This is a genomic window from Sphingobacterium nematocida (genome assembly GCF_900168125.1).
Classification (GTDB): Bacteria; Bacteroidota; Bacteroidia; order Sphingobacteriales; family Sphingobacteriaceae; genus Sphingobacterium; species Sphingobacterium nematocida.
Map to the genome: position 1 here is coordinate 54,502 of NZ_FUZF01000022.1, position 21,006 is coordinate 75,507.

15 protein-coding genes are annotated in these 21,006 nt (G+C 39.6%); 9 read left to right on the forward strand and 6 right to left on the reverse strand.

The window, feature by feature from the left end:
- Nucleotides 1-211 precede the first annotated feature (211 nt).
- Both xseB and xseA read right to left on the reverse strand, forming a co-directional pair.
- Nucleotides 212-436 (reverse strand): exodeoxyribonuclease VII small subunit, encoded by a 225-nt coding sequence (xseB, locus tag B5X76_RS18945; protein WP_079645496.1) that lies wholly within the window; start codon nucleotides 434-436, stop codon nucleotides 212-214.
- 6 nt (nucleotides 437-442) lie between these two features.
- Entirely contained in the window at nucleotides 443-1,735 is a 1,293-nt protein-coding gene (gene xseA / locus B5X76_RS18950) for an exodeoxyribonuclease VII large subunit (protein WP_245801095.1), read from the reverse strand.
- A 100-nt stretch (nucleotides 1,736-1,835) separates the two neighbouring features.
- On the opposite strand from xseA, the gene B5X76_RS18955 reads away from it, so the two are divergent.
- Entirely contained in the window at nucleotides 1,836-3,572 is a 1,737-nt protein-coding gene (locus tag B5X76_RS18955; protein ID WP_079645498.1) for a serine hydrolase domain-containing protein, read from the forward strand.
- Nucleotides 3,569-4,735, forward strand: a complete 1,167-nt coding sequence (locus B5X76_RS18960; protein ID WP_079645499.1) for a dipeptidase — start codon at nucleotides 3,569-3,571, stop codon at nucleotides 4,733-4,735. The genes B5X76_RS18955 and B5X76_RS18960 overlap by 4 nt, the downstream gene beginning before the upstream one ends.
- On the opposite strand, the gene B5X76_RS18965 is transcribed toward B5X76_RS18960, so the two are convergent.
- The gene (locus tag B5X76_RS18965) at nucleotides 4,728-5,345 is read right to left on the reverse strand and encodes a hypothetical protein (protein WP_079645500.1); all 618 of its coding nucleotides are present in this window, start codon (nucleotides 5,343-5,345) and stop codon (nucleotides 4,728-4,730) included. The genes B5X76_RS18960 and B5X76_RS18965 overlap by 8 nt on opposite strands.
- On the reverse strand, nucleotides 5,345-5,851 hold the full coding sequence (locus B5X76_RS18970; protein ID WP_079645501.1) for an RNA polymerase sigma factor: 507 nt from the start codon (nucleotides 5,849-5,851) through the stop codon (nucleotides 5,345-5,347). Before B5X76_RS18970 ends, B5X76_RS18965 begins: the two co-directional genes overlap by 1 nt.
- A 71-nt stretch (nucleotides 5,852-5,922) precedes the next feature.
- Between B5X76_RS18970 and radA the strand changes: the two genes are divergently transcribed.
- The 3 genes from radA (at nucleotide 5,923) to B5X76_RS18985 (ending at nucleotide 10,569) form a co-directional block, all read left to right on the forward strand.
- Nucleotides 5,923-7,311: a DNA repair protein RadA gene (radA, locus tag B5X76_RS18975; RefSeq protein WP_079645502.1), complete on the forward strand. Its 1,389-nt coding sequence runs from the start codon at nucleotides 5,923-5,925 to the stop codon at nucleotides 7,309-7,311.
- Nucleotides 7,312-7,738: 427 nt separating this feature from the next.
- Nucleotides 7,739-9,133: a 3-keto-disaccharide hydrolase gene (locus B5X76_RS18980; protein WP_079645530.1), complete on the forward strand. Its 1,395-nt coding sequence runs from the start codon at nucleotides 7,739-7,741 to the stop codon at nucleotides 9,131-9,133.
- 20 nt (nucleotides 9,134-9,153) lie between these two features.
- On the forward strand, nucleotides 9,154-10,569 hold the full coding sequence (locus B5X76_RS18985; protein WP_079645503.1) for a Gfo/Idh/MocA family oxidoreductase: 1,416 nt from the start codon (nucleotides 9,154-9,156) through the stop codon (nucleotides 10,567-10,569).
- A 15-nt stretch (nucleotides 10,570-10,584) separates the two neighbouring features.
- On the opposite strand, the gene B5X76_RS18990 is transcribed toward B5X76_RS18985, so the two are convergent.
- Nucleotides 10,585-11,250 carry a TlpA family protein disulfide reductase gene (locus B5X76_RS18990; protein ID WP_079645504.1) on the reverse strand — a complete coding sequence of 222 codons (666 nt, stop codon included), beginning with the start codon at nucleotides 11,248-11,250 and terminating at the stop codon, nucleotides 10,585-10,587.
- Between the two features lie 229 nt (nucleotides 11,251-11,479).
- On the opposite strand from B5X76_RS18990, the gene B5X76_RS18995 reads away from it, so the two are divergent.
- From B5X76_RS18995 to B5X76_RS19005, 3 genes are all read left to right on the forward strand, one after another.
- On the forward strand, nucleotides 11,480-12,643 hold the full coding sequence (locus tag B5X76_RS18995) for a methionine aminotransferase (RefSeq protein ID WP_079645505.1): 1,164 nt from the start codon (nucleotides 11,480-11,482) through the stop codon (nucleotides 12,641-12,643).
- Nucleotides 12,644-12,769: 126 nt separating this feature from the next.
- A complete protein-coding gene (gene nagB / locus B5X76_RS19000) occupies nucleotides 12,770-14,692 on the forward strand; it encodes a glucosamine-6-phosphate deaminase (protein WP_079645506.1) in 1,923 nt (640 codons plus the stop codon).
- A 211-nt stretch (nucleotides 14,693-14,903) separates the two neighbouring features.
- Complete coding sequence (locus tag B5X76_RS19005; protein WP_079645507.1) at nucleotides 14,904-17,372, forward strand: TonB-dependent siderophore receptor; 2,469 nt, start codon at nucleotides 14,904-14,906, stop codon at nucleotides 17,370-17,372.
- Between the two features lie 153 nt (nucleotides 17,373-17,525).
- Here the strand turns inward: B5X76_RS19005 and B5X76_RS19010 are convergent, their stop codons facing one another.
- Nucleotides 17,526-18,479 (reverse strand): helix-turn-helix transcriptional regulator, encoded by a 954-nt coding sequence (locus B5X76_RS19010; RefSeq protein ID WP_079645508.1) that lies wholly within the window; start codon nucleotides 18,477-18,479, stop codon nucleotides 17,526-17,528.
- Between the two features lie 90 nt (nucleotides 18,480-18,569).
- On the opposite strand from B5X76_RS19010, the gene B5X76_RS19015 reads away from it, so the two are divergent.
- The gene (locus B5X76_RS19015) at nucleotides 18,570-20,993 is read left to right on the forward strand and encodes a TonB-dependent receptor (protein ID WP_079645509.1); all 2,424 of its coding nucleotides are present in this window, start codon (nucleotides 18,570-18,572) and stop codon (nucleotides 20,991-20,993) included.
- Nucleotides 20,994-21,006 lie beyond the last annotated feature (13 nt).

Below are 21,006 nucleotides of genomic sequence, written 5' to 3' on the forward strand. Positions count from 1 at the left end.
TTTAGGACTTTCTAAATCACGGGCTAAATTTATTTACAAACCTACATAAATTCGCCTTTCCCGACAACATAATGCGTCGTAATATAAAAGCGAATCTTGTAGCTCTCCTCATCCATTAAGATTCTTTTATAGAGGAAATATAAACCGAAAAATTGTATTTATGTTTGGGAATGTCGAATGGAAAACTAACACAATTTTCAAAATAGGATTGTTATTCGGGATTGGTATCCCTGCCACTTGTCTCTTGAAGCTTGGCCAGCAATGTGTTTACTTCTTCCTCCGATGCGGTCAACTTTGATTTGCAGATATGGATTAATTGGGATGCCCGCTTTATCTTATCTGCTAACTCATCTACATTGACATCACCTGTCTCTATCTCCGAAACGATCTGCTGTAACTCATTAACAGCATCGCTGTAGGTATAGTTTGATTCCATTTGTTATTAAGTTTTTGAAATTATTTTACTTGATAATATACCATCAGCGTAACTTGTTTCTATGGTGTCCCCTTCATTAACTTGTTGTTGTGAGGTTATTGCTTTTCCATTGATCCGAGTTATGCTGAAGCCTTTTTTTAGAAGTAGTTTAGGGTCTGCCATGTTTACGATTCGTTCGATACCTTTCAGGGTCTCTTTTTGCTCTTTTAAAATCTGGCGGCTAAACAGTTGAGCTCTTTGGGATAGCATCTGAATCTGATGTTGTTCGGAAGATAGTTTCTGTTTGCTGTTCCAGGAAATAATCTGTGCGAATTCTATGAGTTGTTTCCTTTGATGCCCAAAAGTCTCTTGTGCAAGAAAGACAAGACGTTCTTGTGCTTGATCTACAGGGATGGCGAAGTTATGAAATTTCTGAATCAAAAAATCAGCCAGCTCACTAGGGGTTATCGCATTCTTAAAAGCCACCATTTCGCTTACGGTCTCATTGGTAGAGTGACCTATCCCTGTCAAGATAGGGATAGGGAAAATAGCAATTGCTTTGGCAAGCGCGTAGTTGTTATAGCTTGATAAACCAACTTCACCCCCACCTCCACGGATAATTGCGACAGCATCATATTTTTCCAGATGTTCGGCGATCACAGCGAGTTGGCGAATGATAGAAGGAATGGATTTGTCGCCTTGTAATAAGGCTGGGTAGAGCGTGGTTTCAATTTTGTATCCCCAAGGGTTATGTGCGATTATTTTAAAAAAATCGGAAAGACCTTTGCTCGTTTCGACAGATATTATAGCAAGTCTTTTGGGTACCATCGGGAAAGGAAGATTTTTGTTAGCATCGAATAATCCTTCTTTGTGGAGTTGTGCTATACTTTCTTTTTTTTCTTTTTCAAGTTCGCCCAGAACAAAAGTGGGGTCTATATCCACGATTCGTAGACTTAGGCCATATAGAGGGTCGTAAGAAACGCCTGCTTGAAATAAAATAGTGATCCCATCCCGCAAGGGCTCGTTTAGTAACTGGATGAATTGCTGATTAATGCGCTCGAAGTCTGTCTTCCAGAGTATGGACCGTATTTCAGCTACAATTTTTCCGTCTTTTTTTTCAACAAGTTCTGGATAACAGTGCCCTGAGTGCTTATAGTGGTTAAGTTTATTCATCTCCGCTTTGATCCAATACAGACTTTTGTAACGATCAGCAATGGTCTTTTGGATGCTTTTCGTTACCTCTAAGAGAGAAAAAATAGTTTTGTTTTCAACCACCTCAGGCATGATCCAAAGGTACTGAAAAAGTTGGAGGTTAGGCACCTCTTGTACGAGTCGTAATAGATAGGGAACAATAGTTTGTATAGTTTGATTGCGTTTTTGTGCAGCTTTTAACTATATTTACTTTAGAAACCTTATTATCATGATTCGATTATTGACGGCGTTATGGGCGCTAACGACATTTTTTCTGTTGGATATACCATTTGTCCAAGCACAATACAAGCAAACTATTGCTAATAAAACTAAGTTGGTTTATGACAAAGGACATCTTGTTCCTTTAAAACGCTTGGATAAGGTCAAAATTGCAGTAGTGACACCAGACTTGAGGAAGTATAATACTTTTGTGGAGCAATTGGGGCGTTATGCCGATATATCATCTTTTGATTTTTCAAGGTATGATGAAGATACCAAATATTTTAATCTGATCATCGTGGCCGGCACGGAGGCTGATCTGAATCAGCAGATGCTGTACATGTTACGACAGTCTTTGGTAAATCGTAAAGATATAATTCTTTGTCGTTTTGAAGATGGTGTAGGACGATTGCAACAGTTCTCACCGCTATTAGGAGGACGCGTTACGGAGCTTAGCTACCCACAGTTTTCTGAAGAAGCCCAGCGGAATCTGGCAATGAGTGTTTTTGGTGGTCTCTCGATTACCGAGGGAGGAACCGGAAATCGAACGGAACAGACACGCTTGCAGTATAGTTCCGAGGGATCGGGATTGAACATTTCTAAAATGGGCCAAAAGATTGATCAGATTGCGGAAGAGGCTATTCGTGAAAAGGCTGCGCCCGGTATGGTGGTGATGGCTATTAAAAATGGGCAAGTTATTTTTGAAAAGGCATACGGTACCCATACCTACGATAAAACCCAAGCGACTAAGGTTACGGATATATTTGACCTGGCGTCAGTGAGTAAAATTGCTGGAACTACTCCTGTAGTCATGCATCTTCAGGAAAGTGGTATTATTAATCTGGATAGCACGATGGGACATTATTTGTGGCAGGCGCGACAAAGTAACAAAGCTAATATTACGCTACGAACAGTATTATTGCATGAAGCAGGTTTTACCCCGTACATCCCTTTCTATCGTAATCTGAAACCGGGTGACATGCAGTCGGTCGCTTCGGCGTCTCATCAGGTCAAGGTCGCAGACAATGCGTATCTACGGAATAATTATTATCGGGATGTCATGTGGCCGGAGATGCTACAATCTGCTGTGAAACCTATTGGCAATTATGTCTACTCAGATATCAGTATGTATGTGATGAAGGAAGTAGCAGAGCATGAAACAGCTATTCCCATGGAAGATTATATACAGGAAATTTTATATCAGCCTATTGGTATGAAAGGAGCAGGTTATAACCCGCGCGAACGGTTTGAAAAAAGCAGAATTATACCTACTGAAAATGACACTTCTTTTCGGAAGGTATTACTAGAAGGTTATGTTCATGACCAAGGAGCTGCAATGGCTGGAGGTGTGGCGGGGCATGCTGGATTGTTTTCTACAGCCAATGATCTTGCCATCTATGGACAGCTGTTGCTCAATAGGGGAGAGTATGGTGGTGTTCGTTATTTTAAACCAGGTACAGTAGATCTTTTTACCTCTAAGCAGTCTAAGACGAGTCGTAGGGGACTTGGCTTTGATCGTGCAGATTTGGATCCTAAGAAAGAATATCCTTCCCGATTGGCTAATGCATCAGTATATGGTCATACTGGGTATACAGGAACCTGCATATGGATAGATCCGAAGCATCAGCTGATATATATCTTTTTGTCCAATCGCGTACATCCTCAGGTATCGACCAAATTGTATGATTTAAATGTTAGGAGCCGGATACAGGATGCTATCTACGAAACGATAAATGAAGCAAAATGATACGATTTTTTAGTTCTTTATGCTTAGTCGGGTTGTGTTGTTCAGTAGGGTGGGCGCAAGATCATAACGCGCTGCACAAGAGGATCGTTGTTGTCGATGGGCATAACGATGTAATTATCGAGAGTATTCTACTAGGTCGAGATATTGGTCAGAGACTGCAAGAGGGGCATACGGATATCCCTCGATTGATAGAAGGAGGTGTTGATGTTCAGGTGTTTGCCGTGTGGTCTGATGATAAACGATGGCAGAAAGGAGCTTTTCAACATGCTAATGACCAGATTGATGCTTTATCAGAAGTTATTCGGCGTAATCCGGACCAAATCGCCTTAGCCCAGAGTGCGCAAGATATTAGTCGCATACACGATCAAGGTAAAGTAGCAGCTCTGATAGGTATTGAAGGTGGAAATATGATCGAGTCTAGTCTTACGAATCTTGAGGCACTGTACCGGCGTGGCGCCCGATACTTGACGCTTACATGGAACTATAACCTATCTTGGGCTACTGCCGCAGCGATTGAAGACCATAAAATAGCATCTAAACAAAGGGGCTTGTCAAAGAAGGGGCGTGCAATAATCCGAAAGATGAACGAATTGGGCATGATGGTGGATTTATCACACGGTAGTAAAAAGCTGTTTTATGATGTGTTGGAAGTCAGCACTAAACCTATTTTGGTTTCACACAGCAACGCAGCTACACTGACTCCTCATTTTAGAAATCTGGATGATCAGCAATTGGCAGCGCTGAAGAAAAATGGAGGGGTCATAGGGATCAACTTTTATTCGGGTTTCCTGGATTCAGATTATGAAGCGAAAGTAAAGGGGCTTTACGCCAAATATGTCGGAGTTGCTCCCCAAGGAATGTCTGTTTCAAAACAATATAGTTTGCTTACAAAAGAGCAAAAGTATCAAGCCAACGCCCCCTTATCACTATTGGTCGACCATATTGAATATCTCGTCAAACAGGTCGGGATAGATCATGTTGCCATTGGATCCGATTTCGATGGGATAGAGGCTCCTCCTCAAGATTTGGAAGATGTGTCTCAGTTTCCGAACTTGACCAAAGCGCTACTAGCAAGGGGTTATAAAGAAGATGCCATAGCAAAGATAATGGGACTAAATTTTTTGCGTATTTTAAAGGAGAACGAATCCGACGGGGTTAATTAACCTCTTCTTCCAGACGGGTTAGTTCATCATAGTTTTTGTTTAGTTTTTTTAAGAGAAAGCCGTACAACACTTTGAAATAGAGTTTAAATAACCAGATAAATAATAGGCCAAACAGGGTGAAAAGAATTGCTCCTAAGACGATTACAAAAATCATTTCGCCCCAACTATTCCCGCCGAGGTACTCTTCTATAACTAGTTGAATAAACTGTAGCGCAAATGCAAGGTATGCCGCCAGTATATTGAATTGAATGTACTGATGTGCATTTTTGCGGACTGCTAATATGCTCTCCATTAGTTTTTTAGTGCTGCTCGTTGTTTTTATTTTAATAAGTAAACTGTAAAACTGGAAGATGAAATAAAAGATAACAGCGTAGAAGGCAATGTTGTATATACCATCTATTATCTGGAATATTAGGAACTCTTCTTTTTCTACTGGTACCAGAAAGGAAACTGCTAGCCACAAGGCAAATTCCAGACAGCAAATAATAAAAATCCATTTTACGATAGACGAAGAGCTTCGATGCAACATCGCTTGAAGTTCACTTCTTTCTATTTTCGGAAAATTATTATCTCCGTTCCAGTGTTGTTTTAATAAATCTAATCCATCCATTAATAACCTCCGTTCTGATTTATCATGCTTTTCAGCTTTGTTTTTATGCGGTTCATTTTCACGCGAGCGTTGACTTCGCTAATACCCAATGTTTCGGAAATCTCAGCGTAATCTTTGTCTTCCAGATACATGTACACCAGTGCCTTTTCGATATCATTCAATTGCCTTACTGCCATGTATAGTGCTTTTAGTTGTTCTTCCTGTTCTGTGTCATATTCTTCATAACGTATGTTTTGTAGGGAATTGTTCCAATCTACAGTTGTTATTTTTCGTTTTGTACCGCGGTACAGTGAAATCGCTGTATTCAAAGCCACCCGGTATGCCCAGGTCGTAAATTTTGCATCGCCTTTGAATGATGGATAGGATTTCCAAAGTTGAATGACCATTTCCTGAAAAAGATCTTTGTGCGTATCCAAATCCGCAGCATATAGCTTGCAGATCTTATGAAGGATATTCTGGTGTTGTTCCAGTAGCCCAACAAATTCTATTTCCGTGCTTTTGTTCATTTAGTTTGGTTATAGGTCGAATTTAAGAAGATATTGTTACATCTAATGGAGGATTTTATTAATTTAGCCTAATGGCCAAGTCAAAATCAGCATATTTTTGTCAATCTTGTGGGTACGAATCTCCTAAATGGTTGGGGCAATGTCCTTCCTGTAAGCAATGGAATACTTTTGTAGAAGAAGTCGTAACGACGAGCTCATCCCGGGTTCCGGAATGGCGTAGTACGACCGTTGGTTCCGGGGCTACAAAACGTACCAATAAAGCTGCTATCATACACGAGATCGTCTATTCAGAGGAACAGCGGATTTTGACACCCGACAAAGAATTCAATCGCGTACTCGGCGGAGGTATTGTGCCGGGATCCTTAGTCCTCATCGGGGGTGAACCGGGGATTGGAAAGTCAACGTTAATGCTGCAGTTGGCACTGTCTTTACCAGAAGTAAGGACACTCTATATTTCGGGAGAAGAAAGCGAACAGCAGATAAAAATGAGGGCCGAAAGACTGTCACAGTCATCAAAAGCCAACTGCTATATCCTGACAGAAAGTAGTACGCAGAATATATTCAAACAGATAGAAGTCGTCAATCCAAATGTTATCGTAATAGATTCGATCCAGACGTTGCACTCATCGCAAATAGAATCTGCCCCTGGATCGGTGTCTCAGGTGCGTGAATGTACAGCAGAGTTGCTACGTTTTGCTAAGGAAACAAATACACCGGTGCTGATCGTTGGGCATATTACAAAGGATGGTTCGATTGCCGGCCCCAAAGTGTTGGAACATATGGTAGATACGGTTTTACAATTCGAAGGAGACAGAAATCATGTGTATCGAATATTGAGGTCCGTCAAGAACAGATTTGGCTCGTCGTCAGAATTAGGTATCTATGAAATGCAGGGAGCTGGGCTGCGCGAAGTGTCAAATCCCTCTGAAATAATGCTCTCCCAACGGGATAGTCCGGTGAGTGGCGTCGCTGTTGCGGCTATGCTCGAAGGGGTTAGGCCGTTAATGATTGAGGTCCAGGCATTGGTCAGCAACTCGGCTTTTGGTACGCCACAACGTACAGCCACAGGATTTGATACGAAGCGGCTGAGTATGTTGTTGGCGGTATTGGAGAAGCGTTTCGGTTTCCGATTGAGTGCGCAGGATGTATTTTTAAATATTGCAGGAGGACTTCGGGTTGAAGATCCTGCTATTGATTTGGCTGTGATCGCAGCGCTTATATCTTCGCAACAGGATATTCCGTTGCCTGCCCAGGTTACATTTGCTGGCGAGGTTGGTTTATCAGGCGAAATTCGCGCTGTCAACCGTATCGAACAACGTATAGCTGAAGCAGAAAAATTGGGGTTTGACGGTATATTTATCTCAAAATATAATGTCAAGGGGTTGGATGCAAAGAAATATAATATCGCTATCCGGCCTATGGCTACACTGGAGGATTTGTTTAGAGCGCTTTTTGGCTAAAGCAGGTAGACTGTTTGTGTAGAATATTCAATCTCCAACAGATTTTTCCTTTGTGGGAGTCTGTAACCGTTTTAAGTCCCTGCTTGGAGGTTCCCTTCTCCAAAATAATTAGGTAAGGCCGCAATCGATTTCGTTAAAAAATAGGTGCTTACAGACTGAATATTAAATCATCTTGCCTCTTTTTCGTTATATTCGGATAGTTTAATAAACCTAAGGACAATTCTGAAAGTAGTAGTATGTTGATTGGAGACAGCGTGATCGGTGTGCCGTATCATTTGCTACAGATACGTTGGAAGCGAGCGAGAGGTATTTATTAGAGTGTCTTAATTATAAACAAAGTTGGTTTTTCGGTTGTGATGCAAGATTGGAAAGAGTGTCGAACACAATCGGGGCCCGACAATGGCAGATAGAAAGCAAGTATACATATATGAAAGGAATGTTTAATTTGAAAAAATCTACGGTCCTTACAGGACTATTGGGTGTATTGTATGTGGGCGTTGTTCAGGCCCAGGTCTCTGACTCCAAGGGTTGGACAAATCTATTTGATGGAAAAACTTTAACAGGTTGGAAGTCTGTAGGGGGTAATGCGCCTTACACGATAGAAGATGGTGCTATTGTCGGACGTATGACTAAAGGAACGCCAAATTCGTTTTTGATTACAGAAGCAGAATATGGAAATTTTATCCTTGAATTGGATATTAAATTGGAAGGTGATCAGACCAATTCGGGGGTACAGACACGTAGTCATATCGATCCGTCTGCCAACGGAGGTAGAGGACGGGTGTATGGTCGTCAAGTCGAAATCGATCCAACAAGTCGCGCATGGACAGGGGGAATTTATGATGAAGCTCGAAGGGGGTGGTTGTACCCATTGGACATGAATGAAAAAGCCAAGTCCGCGTATAAGAAAGATGAATTTAATCATATACGGATCGAAGCGATAGATGACGAGCTGCGGACATGGGTCAATGGAATACCTACTGCCTTTGTTATTGACACAATTGATAGTAAGGGTTTTATAGGCTTGCAGGTGCACAGTATTCCTGAGGCATTAGACGGTAAAAAGGTTTACTTTAAGAATATCAAGATCCAGACACAAAATCTAAAACCTACTGCTTTTCCAAAAGAGGTATTTATTGTCAATCTGAAACCGAATAATCTTTCTAAGGCAGAAAAGAATGCGGGGTTTGGTTTGTTGTTTAATGGTGAAGATCATACGGGCTGGAAAAGTATAAAGGGGGACGCTTTCCCAAAAAATGGTTGGGAAGTAAAAAATGGGGAGATTAGAGTATTGAAATCTGATGGTGGAGAATCCACCAATGGGGGAGATATTGTTACAAAAGAGCAATATACGGCTTTCGATTTTTCCTTCGAGTTTAAGCTCACTCCTGGGGCGAATAGCGGGGTTAAGTATTTCGTAACTTTGAAAGAGAAATCTACGGGATCGGCGATAGGTCCTGAATTTCAGATTTTGGATGATGCCACGCATCCTGATGCTAAATTGGGTAGAGATGGTAATCGTACTTTAGCCTCTCTTTACGACCTTATTACGTCTAATAAAGACGGCAGGGCTAGAAGGCCTATAGGCGAATGGAATCGTGGGCGCATCGTGGTGACAGCCAATAACGAAGTAGTTCATTACCTCAATGGTATTAAGATGTTGTCCTATCAAAGAGGTTCAAAAGAGTTTAAGGATTTGGTCGCTATTAGTAAGTATAAAGATTGGGATCGCTTTGGAGAAGCATCGCAGGGGCATATTTTATTGCAAGATCATGGCGATGAAGTATCCTTCCGTAACCTTAAATTGAAAAAATTGAAGTAAGAACCTAATACCAAGCATAAATGAATCATTATTTATCCCGCAGAAGTTTCATTCAGAGAGCAACCATGGCCGGTGGCGCAGTCTTATTGTCCAATAGTGTGTTAGGTGAGGTTAAATTGGCTAGTGCCAATGAGCGTGTCAATCTAGCCTGTGTCGGAATTGGTAATAGAGCAGGAGAAATTATTCGTGCATTATATAAAACGGGACTATGTAATATTGTAGCGTTGTGTGACGTAGATATGGGTGCTTCGCATACCGCAGAAATTATGAAGATGTTTCCAGATGTTCCTCGTTTTCAAGATTTCAGGAAAATGTTTGACAAGATGGGAGATCAAATTGACGCTGTTTCTGTAGGGACACCTGATTTTTCGCATTATGCGATAGCTATGTTAGCGATGGATTTGGGAAAACACGTATATGTGGAGAAGCCTCTGGCACATACATTCTGGGAAAATGAGTTACTTATACAGAAAGCTAAACGAAATCCTAAGGTAGTTACCCAAATGGGTAACCAAGGGCATTCTGAAGCGAACTATTTCCAATTTAAAACTTGGAAAGAAGCAGGGGTTATCAGAGATGTAACTCAGATTGATGCACATATGAATATGCCTCGTCGATGGCATGGGTGGGATGTTAATATGAAGGGGTTTCCTTACCCTGAGCGTATACCAGATACGTTAGATTGGGAATTATGGCAGATGCAGACGAAGGGACATGATTACAATAGAGATTATATAAATGGGCAATGGAGGTGTTGGTTTGATTTTGGTATGGGAGCACTAGGTGATTGGGGGGCACATATATTGGATACTGCTCATGAATTTTTAGAGCTAGGACTCCCGTCATCTGTGGAAGCGGTTAAATTAGATGGACATAATTCTTTTTTCTTTCCGATGTCTTCAACCTTGAAGTTCAATTTCGATAAACGGAAAAATATGCCCGGAGTAACCATTAATTGGTACGATGGATTGGATAATTTACCGCCAATTCCGAATGGTTATGGGGTGTCTGGACTGGGTCCTAATATTCCACCACCTAGTACTGGAAAAATGGAGCCTGCCAAATTGAATCCTGGCAAGATCATTTATTCCAAAGATCTTACTTTTAAAGGGGGCTCGCATGGTTCCACTTTGCAAATTATACCTGAAGAGAAAGCTAAGGATATAGCAAATAAACTTCCGAATGTGCCATTGTCTCCTTCTGACCACTTTGCAAACTTTTTGAAAGCTTGCAAAGGTGAAGAGAAGGCAAGGTCACCTTTTGAAATCTCAGGCCCATTAAGTCAGGTTTTCTGTCTGGGAGTTATAGCACAGCGTTTGAACCGATCTTTTTCGTTTGATCCTGTCAAAAAGGAAATAGTAAATGATAAGATTGCGAATGGCTTATTGGTAGGGCCACCACCAATGAAAGGTTGGGAGCAGTATTATAATATGTAGCTATTAAGGGAGATTTTATAAAATCTCCCTTAACTTTTTCTTTAGCTCTTCTCCATGTAAGTTGCGGGCAATAATGATTCCATTGGGATCTACCAAAACATTCTGAGGAATAGCTTTAATACCATAAGGAATAGCAGCGCCATTATTCCAATATTGAAGATCAGAAATATGTTTCCAGGTAAGATTATCGTCTGCAATAGCTTTTTTCCACGAATCGAAGTCTTTGTCAAATGATACTCCCAAAATTTCGAAATTCTTACTTTTGAATTCGCTATAAGCAGCTACCAAATTGGGGTTTTCTGCACGACATGGAGGACACCATGAAGCCCAAAAGTCGATAAGTACATATCTCCCCTTGAGGTCTTGCAATCCATAGGGATTGCCATCTAAGTCAAATTGTGTGATTCCTGGAGCTTTTTTTCCTATAACCACATTGGAAAGACTTTTTAGGTAGCGTTGGAATACTTTTCCCTCATTCGATTTTTTGATAGTCTTGTCAAGTGTCTTGAATAGAGCCTCCATTTCTTTGTAGTCTGGATCATAGCCTCCGACTCGCTGGATAAGCCTAATAGTTTCCATTTGTTTGGGATTAGCTTTAATCTCCTTTATTAAATCTTCTTTAGATTGTGCTAAAAGTAAGAGAGGGAGACTTGTTAATATCAATGAAAGTATTTTTTTCATATGTGTATAATTATTTCGTGTGCTCTTTATATTTTAAACTATAATGGGCAATTTTTGCGAATTGCTTTAATCAAACTTAGATAAAATGTAATTAAAATGCGAATGTCATTAAAAATCTGACACTTGGTCGTTTTTCTTGAAAAATAAACCGGAATTCTATTACATTCGTATTCGCTATTGTCATCATGATTTAGCGCTGTTAAAATTACGAATGGATTAATGATTTTTGATGAAGATACCCGCCTCTAATATTTCGTTTGATTCTAAATTGCCTAATACCGGTATGAGCATTTTTTCTCAAATGACGGAATGGGCTCAGCAATGTAATGCTATCAATCTATCGCAAGGGTTTCCGGATTTTGATACCGACCCGAAGTTGGTCGATCTGGTGTATAAAAACATGAAGGAAGGATTCAATCAGTATGCTCCAATGCCTGGTAATCTCACTTTACGGCAGCGTATTGCAGATAAGTATAAATTTATTTATAATATTAATGTTGATGCGGTTAATGAGGTTACTATAACAGCAGGTGGAACCCAGGGTTTATTTACTATTTTTTCCATGTTGTTGAGGCCAAAGGATGAGGTAATCATTTTTGAACCAGCCTATGATTCCTATCGACCGGCTATTGAAGTCATGGGGGCTAAAGTTGTTCCCGTTCAATTAATGGGGCCTGACTTTAATTTAGATTGGGATGTTGTAGAGTCCCTGATAAATCAACATACCAAGCTTATTGTTGTTAACAATCCAAATAATCCAACAGGACGAATTTTGAATGAAAATGATATTCTTCGGTTAGAAGGTATTGTATCGAAGTGGCCTGTTTATGTCTTGTCGGATGAAGTCTATGAGCATGTCGTTTTTGATAATAAAACACATCAGTCTGTTTTGAAGTTTGAAACATTGCGTCAACGCAGTTTCGTAGTGTGTTCCTTTGGTAAGTTGCTCCATACAACGGGTTGGAAGATTGGCTATGTCATAGCTCCGCCATTACTAACATTGGAATTGCGGAAGATTCATCAGTTTTCAGTTTTTTCTGTTAATACGCCCGTTCAGATGGCTATTGCTGAGTATTTAGAAGATCAAAATTACTATACCACAGTGCCTCTATTATTTGAACAGAAGCGTAATCTATTGATTGAAGGTTTACGGGAGACTGCTTTTAATGTGTTGCCTTGTGAGGGAACCTATTTCTTATTACTCGACTATAAAGCTATTTCCGAGCTGAATGAGTTGGATTTTGCTAAACAACTGACAGCCGAAGCGAAAGTTGCGATGATTCCTGTATCCGCTTTTTATTCTGATAGTCGAAATCAAAATTTGTTGCGTATTTGTTTTGCTAAGAAAGATGAAACTTTAATGAAAGCCATCGAGTCATTGCGTCAAATATAGTTCTACGCAAAGGGTTGCATATCAAAATGATTTTAAAATTATTTTTTAATTGCACTTTTATTTACGAAAAGCTCATATTATTATTAAATTTGCTATTCACGATTTATCATATTTATTACCTCATAAATGGCAAGATTAAATTTATTAGAGGAAACACGCTTTGAGAAGGTGCCTGTATCTGTACATGCAAGTCAAAGTGCTGCTTCTATTCATGTTGCAAATCGTATCGCTTCATTAATTAAAGAAAAGCAAGCAAAAGGCGAAAAAGCTGTATTAGGTCTAGCGACAGGAGCAACACCTGTTAAAGTTTACAAAGAACTTGTTCGCCTGCACAAAGAAGAAGGATTGAGTTTTCAGAATGTGATCACATTCAATCTGGACGAGTACTTTCCTATGCAGCCTACGGCAGATCAGAGCTATGTTACCTTCATGAAGAAGAACCTGTTCGATCTGATTGATATTCCAAAAGAAAACATTAATATTCCTGACGGAACAATAGATATTAGTCAAGTACAGGCTTACTGCGAAGCATATGAGCAGAAGATTTCTGAACTAGGTGGATTGGATATTCAGATTTTGGGTATCGGTCGTACTGGACATATTGGTTTTAATGAGCCAGGATCGGCTCCTAACTCTGGTACACGCCTAGTTACATTAGATGATTTGACACGCCGTGATGCTTCCCGTGATTTTGGAGGTAAGGAGTATGTGCCTACTAAAGCTATTACAATGGGAGTAGGTACCATTTTCAAGGCTAAGGAAATTATCCTGATGGCTTGGAATGAAAAGAAAGCGGAGATTGTAAAGAAAGCAATCGAGGGAGAGATATCTCCTGATATCCCAGCTACTTATCTTCAGTTATCTGACAATGTGGAGTTCATTCTTGACGAAGATGCAGCATCTCTTTTAACGCGTTTTGATACACCTTGGTTGGCTCACGATGTGGCTTGGACCGAATCATTGACGAAGAAGGCTGTTGTTTGGTTGTCTTTAAAATTAAATAAGGCTATTTTAAAGCTGACAGATGACGATTATAATAATAACGGTATGGCCGAACTGGTAACAGAGCAAGGACCTGCTTATAATATTAATATTAAGATCTTCAATGAGTTGCAGCGTACAATTACTGGGTGGCCGGGAGGTAAGCCAAATGTAGATGATAGCAACCGTCCTGAACGTGCTGAGCCAGCTCGTAAAAACGTAATTTTGTTTTCTCCGCATCCGGATGATGATGTTATCTCTATGGGAGGAACTTTTATTCGTCTAGCTGATCAAGGACATAATGTACACGTAGCTTACCAGACATCTGGAAATACAGCGGTATGGGATGATGATGTCCTTCGTTATTTGGAATTTGTACAAGATTTTGCAGTAGCTATCGAAGATGACAAAGGTATCACTACGAAGATCTATGAGGAGGCGCGTGAGTTTTTCAAAACGAAACAGCCGAATCAAGTAGATCCAGAGATTATACGTACAGTGAAAGGCTTGATTCGTAAAGGAGAAGCTATTGCCGGAGCTCGCTTTGTCGGGTTACCAGATGAGAATATACATTTTCAGGATCTTCCGTTTTACGACCGGACAAAATTCTCTAAAGAGGTGTCGTTTGAGGATGATATTGCGCAAACAATGGAATTACTTCGCCAGGTGAAGCCACAACAGGTTTTTGCAGCGGGTGATTTTGCTGATCCACATGGAACACATAGAGTTTGTTTCGATATTATTTTGGAAGCATTGTTACGCCTTCGTAAAACTGATGAGTGGACTAAAGACTGCTGGTTATGGTTGTACCGTGGTGCATGGCATGAATACCCAATACACGAGATTGAGATGGCGGTACCACTTTCACCTCAAGAGGTAAAACGTAAGCGTTTGGCGATCTTTAAGCATCAATCACAAAAAGATGTGCCTGTATTCCCTGGAGATGATCCACGCGAGTTCTGGGTGCGTGCTGAGGATCGTACCAGTGAGACTGCAGACTTGTACCACCAATTGGGTCTAGCTGATTACGAAGCGATTGAAGCTTTTGTACGGTGGAAATTTGATTAGTTGATTACAAATCTTAAATAAAGGGGGCTGATACATATATGTATCAGCCCTTTTCTTTTTCAAGCTTAATTCACAATCGGATTGAGGTACGGACATAAAGAAGGGACTGAAATTTCGGATTATTAATGTTTTTGTCTGATTCTTTATTTTTAGAGCGCTGTGCTAGCGTTAATTTTGCGATTAATTTAGAATTAGTACAAATAAAAAGCAAATGAAGGTAAAACTGTTTTTCGCATTAATGGGTACCTTAGGGATCTCTTCTTTGGCGCATGCACAAACTACGGTAAAGGGTAAGGTCGTTGATTCAAAGGGACAATCTATTTCGGATATCAGTGTATCAGTAGGTAGTAAGTCTACTAAGACAGATAGCAATGGGCAGTTTCAGCTGTATGTAGATCAAAAGGGAGCTTTTGAACTTTTGTTAGGAGGTGTCGGTTTTCAAAGAAACCGGATAAAGGTCGCACCAAAGGGCGATCAGACATTGTTAGAAGAAATTACACTACAGAAAGCGGATCACGCTATTGATCAGGTCGATATAACTGGGTATAATTCTGTCAATACTAAAACTGTCGGCGTCGCGAAGTCTGGTATTTTGGATAGAGATCTACCCCAATCTGTTCAGATTATCAATTCACAGGTCATCAAGGATCAACAGATTAATACACTTGCTGATGCATTAAAAAATGCCAACGGTATAGCTTTAGGAGCCAATCGAGGTGGAGTAGGTGAGAACTTTTACGCTCGCGGATATAGCATGGGTTCGAATAATATATTTAAAAACGGTGCGCGGACTAACAATGGAGGACAGATCGAAGCGAGTACGTTAGAATCTGTTGAGATTCTTAAAGGTTCCGCGGCTTTATTGTATGGTGGAGTGACTGGTGGTGCGGTTGTAAATATGACAACCAAGAAACCAAAGTTCGAGTTGGGTGGAGAGGTATCTATGCGCTATGGGTCTTGGGATGCGTACAAACCTACACTGGATGTGTACGGACCACTGTCTAATAAAGTTGCCTTTCGTTTTATAGGAACGGGCAGCTCAGCAAATAGTTACCGCGACGTTGTGAAATCAAATCGAGTGTACGTCAACCCATCTGTGCTTTACAAAATATCTGATCGTACAGAATTGAATGTTAATTTTGATTATTTAAAGTCGAATTTTACACCTGATTTTGGAATAGGATCTGTAGAAGGTAAGTTGAATGATGCAGTAGGTCGTGGTACGTTCTTGAACGTAAATGGAGCTTTTAATAACACGAATTCGACGAATGGACAAGCGGCGTTGGATCATAATTTTAATGACAATTGGAAAATATCTGCAATCGCTAGTATGCAGAATTATAATAGAAACTACTATGGATCGGAGCGATTGCAGGCAAATGCTCAAGGACTTGCTCCCCGATCACTAAGCCGCAGCCAAACCGAAGAGTTTACCATGAATCAACAATTGAATCTTACTGGTAAATTTAATACTGGAGGGATCAAACACCAGTTGTTGTTTGGAGCAGACGCGGATCAGTCTTCAACAAAAGCTTATGCATATGATATTTATGCGGATTTAAAAAATCCATCTAAAGTAACTACATTTTATGATAGTATTAATGTATTTGACCCTTACGCTGCGGGGATGCGCATGGATATTCCAAATACGGCAAAGAATGCTTGGACTAAAACAGACGTTTATCGTTATGGTACATTTATTCAGGATTTGATTTCAGTCACAGATAAATTTAAAGTGTTGGCTGGTATTCGTTACACCTATCAGCGAACTCCATATGCAGATAAATACAACTATAAAACAGGAATAACTGAGGAGATTAAGAATTTAGATATTAATAAAAAAGAGTTAGGTGCAAAAGAAGATAAAGCTTGGTCGCCAAAATTTGCCCTAATCTATCAACCTATTAAGTCAACTTCTATGTATGTGAGTTATAGTAATAACTTTATATCAAATACGGGTTATGATATTAATTATCAGCCATTGTCACCATCGATTGTAGATCACTATGAGGCAGGCGTAAAAAATGACTTTTTCAGAGGTCATTTTTCAACAAATCTAACTGTTTACCGTATTAACAATAGTAAATTCACCCAAATGGCATTCTTGGATGCGAACGGTTCGGCAAATGGGGATCCAAACATGAAGGAATTTTCGGGCAAAACATCATCTGACGGTGTTGAGTTGGATATCACAGGTCGACTATTGCCAGGCCTGGATATGATGGCAGGATATGCATATAATTTTATGCGTTATACAGAAACCATGGATATCTATAAGTATAAAACTGCTGAAGGAAAGGATGCAGAGACCTCTGGAAGTGAGGAGGGGGTTCGTTTGGTGGGGACTACAGCACATACGGGCAATGCTACTGTATTCTATACTGTACAAAATGGTAGTATTAAAGGATTAAAGGTAGGATTTTCTGCATTTTATACAGGAAAACGTAATGCTGGCTGGAATAACAGTAAAATAAACGTTAGAGATGGAATGAATCGTTTGGTACCTGTAGATCCTTTTACAACGCTAGACTTGTCTTTAGGCTATTCAATCGGTCGTTTAAGTTTATTGGCAAAGGTAGCTAATGTGACGAATGAATTAAGTTATTTCATTCATGAGAATTACTCGGTGAATCCGATTCCGCCACGGAATTTCATGACGACTTTGAGTTATAAGTTTTAAACATTTCCTCTATAAAAGAATCTAAATGGATGAGGAGAGCTACAAAATTCGTTTTTATATTACGACACAATTATATTGCGTGTAAAGGGGAATTTATGTAGGCTTGAATATAACAATATAGAAGAAGAGCCCCCATTCATGAGGGCTCTTCTTTTATAATACATTAATCATGCTTTCAAACTCAGTGAGCAATTGAGCCCCTTCGTTGGCTATTAAGAAGGTGTATCTTAGTGAATTGGGGATAAATCCAAAGTATTTTTTGAACGCGGAAGTAAAGTGGGTTGAATGTTTATATCCAGTCATCCGTGCTACATCTGATACGCGATAATCTCCAGTTAAGATTAGCTCTTTGGCGTGTTCCATCTTCTTTTCTGTGATGTAGTTCATCACTGTCTTGCCAAAATATTGCTTAAAATGTGTTTTGAGGTACTGTTCGTTCGTGCCTACATGTTTGGCAAGCTCGGGGATGGTATAATTTTTTGAAAAATCCCGATGAATAATATTCTTGGCCAGTAGTATTTTATCGTAATGGTTTTTATTCGCGATGATTTCATGCCGTTCATTTTCTGCATACAGTCCTTCGATCTGATGTACTAAAATTTCGATTAACAACGCCTGTACGCGTAAACGATTTAAGTAGGTATCGTGGGTCATGAATTCTAAAGCCTGGTTGATAAGCAGGCGGATTCTATTATCACTCCCTGTTAATAAACCATTTTTAAATCGACCACTATTCTCTTCGAATTTTAGCCTAAAATCATCTAGAATATCATCAGAAAAGAAAAGTGCTATGGCGAGGTTATCCTTATAGATATTTTTCCATTCCAACATTTCTCCTTGTTTTATGGGATGGATGATATTTTCTCCTCCCCGGATTACATAGGATTGCTGTTTTAAAAAGTATGGACAGATACAGGCATTGTCGACGGTCGGAAATAGAACGTTTAAAAAGCCATTGACAGGACTCATGATGTACTGTGAATTGGTATCATTCAACAAAACGTAGTGGATGTTGAGTGTGATAGCAGTCAAGGCACTTAATGTATAAGGTACGGAGTGTATGCTTGTATTTTCCGAATTTGAAGTTTTTTTTCCCGATCCCGTCATTTTACTGTTTAGAATAATTCTAGATTTGCAGCGGTGATAATTTATTTAGACTTGTTCTAAGAAACAAAATTAAAGTATTAATCTGAGATAATGAAACAAATTTGCCTGTCCTTGCTTTTTGTGGTCTATGTAACCTCTGTATTTGCCCAAAAAACATTCTCTGTAAATGGTAAGGTACATAGGGAAAGTGGCGAAGCTATATCTCATGTCACAATAAAAATTAGCGGCACATCATTAGTCTCTATTACTAATGAACAAGGTCGATATTCATTCCCTACTGTCCCGCAAGGTAAGTACACATTGTTCGTGTCATCTGTGGAGATTGAGCCTAGGACTTTACAGATTGATGTTAATAAAAATTATCCAGATCTGCATATACATGTGGGTGATAAAGGAGATGTATCACTGGATGAAGTGAGGGTGACGCGTAATACAGCAAAGAGGGAAATTGAAACTTCTGGGTTTGCTGTGAATGTTGTAGAGACAAAGGAGGCTGCCTTACGTAATATGCAGACGAATGAGTTATTAGATCGGACTGTAGGAGTACGTGTACGCCAAAATGGTGGATTAGGATCCGATGTACAATACAATCTAAACGGTATGTCGGGAAGATCAGTTGGCATATTTATAGACGGTATCGAAATTTCTACATACGGATCTTCCTTTAATCTGAATAGTATCCCTCCTGCTATGATAGAGAGGGTTGAAGTATATAAAGGGGTTCTCCCAGCACATCTTTCGGGAGATCTCATGGGTGGGGCCGTCAATGTCGTTTTAAAGAAAGGGTTTTCCCAGAATAATTTAACAGCAGCCCTGTCGTATGGAGCTTTTAATACATTTCAGTCAGATTTAAGTGGACAATATAGAAATCCGAAGAATGGATTAACATTTAGAGCTGCTGCGTTTTTAACTAAGACAGATAATAGCTATAAAATATGGGGCAAATTTGCTCGCAATACATTGCCTGATTTGACAATGGAGCAAGTTGTTGCGAAGCGTTTTTGGGATGAATATAAGTCATATGGCGGACGTTTTGAGGTGGGTTTTACTGATGTCAAGTGGGCAGATCAGTTCTTCGTAGGGTATAATGGCTCAGATACATATAAGGAAATACAACATGGGCAAACGATGGGTAAGCCTTACATGGGGCGATTTGCAGAATATCAAGGCCATGTGTTTAGTCTTAATTATTTAAAAAGAGATTTGTTTGTTGATGGTCTCCAACTCAATATCAATGCTAATTATAGTAACAGGGAGACTTATATTCAAGATACCGTAAGTTGGGTTTATAACTGGTCAGGAGAAAAGATGATTGGTTTTCATGGTAATCCAATTAAAACGAGAGATGGGGCTCAACAGGGAGAGCCTACTATGAATACGATCAATAGAGAGATTATCACAACAAGGACTAACTTAAATTACGCTATTTCATCAAATCATAGTGTTTCCTTAAATCATGTATTCAATACCGTGAATAGAGACGATAATGATGCTTTGAAAGTGACAGCTGGTAAGGAGTTTCGTTCTGATAGTGATTTGGGAAAGCATGTTTTTGCGCTAAACTATGAGGCTCAGTGGATGGGTGATAAGTTGAAGTCGAATGTTTTTACCAAACTATATAAGCAGAATGCTACACACTGGGCCCCCAGCTATCGGATGGAGAATGGTGCTCCTGTATTTTATAGATTAGAAACTCAGAATAATAAGTCAACTATGGGGTATGGTTTAGCACTGTCTTACGAACTTAAATCCAATGTAGTATTAATTGGGTCTACAGAGCGAGCTGTTCGCATGCCTTCGGATTCAGAAATTTTTGGAAGTGCTGATGAAAATACGTTAGCTAATCTTGGGCTTCGTCCAGAGGTGAGCGATAATGTTAATCTTGGTATTAAATTAGGGAGCTTTGATTTCTCTAACCACAAGTTTTCTTTTTCGGGGAATGGATTCTTGCGCAATATGAAAGACCGTATTATGCGTAGAGCAAGTGAGAGTAGGAATGACGAATTGCCGGAGGCTACACCTTTTGTAAATATTGGAGTCGCCCAAGCTGTTGGATTCGAGGGAGAACTTGGTTATACCCACAATAATAATTTACATTTAATTCTGAACTTTTCCAGATTTAGCTCTCTTTACAAAGTAAAATATGATCCTGCAACAGGGGGAGTGCTAGATAAATACAACAAGCAACTACCTAATGAGCCATTTTTTACAGCAAACGGAAGTGTTCAATATACCTTTAATAATCTCTTGCAAAAGAATTCAAATATGAATGTCTATTACAATGCGGGTTTTGTAGAGGAGTTTTATATTGGTTGGTTGGGTATAGAGCAAGAGTTAACACCTAAACAGTTTTATAATGATATAGGTCTTAGTTATAGATTTCCTAATCGTAAAATCGTAGCCAGTCTAGATGCAAAGAATATCTTTAACGCTGAAATATATGACAATTTCGCAGTACAGAAACCTGGCCGAGCCTTTTATCTCAAAATAAATTATACAATAAGTAAATTCTAATTATCCAAAATAA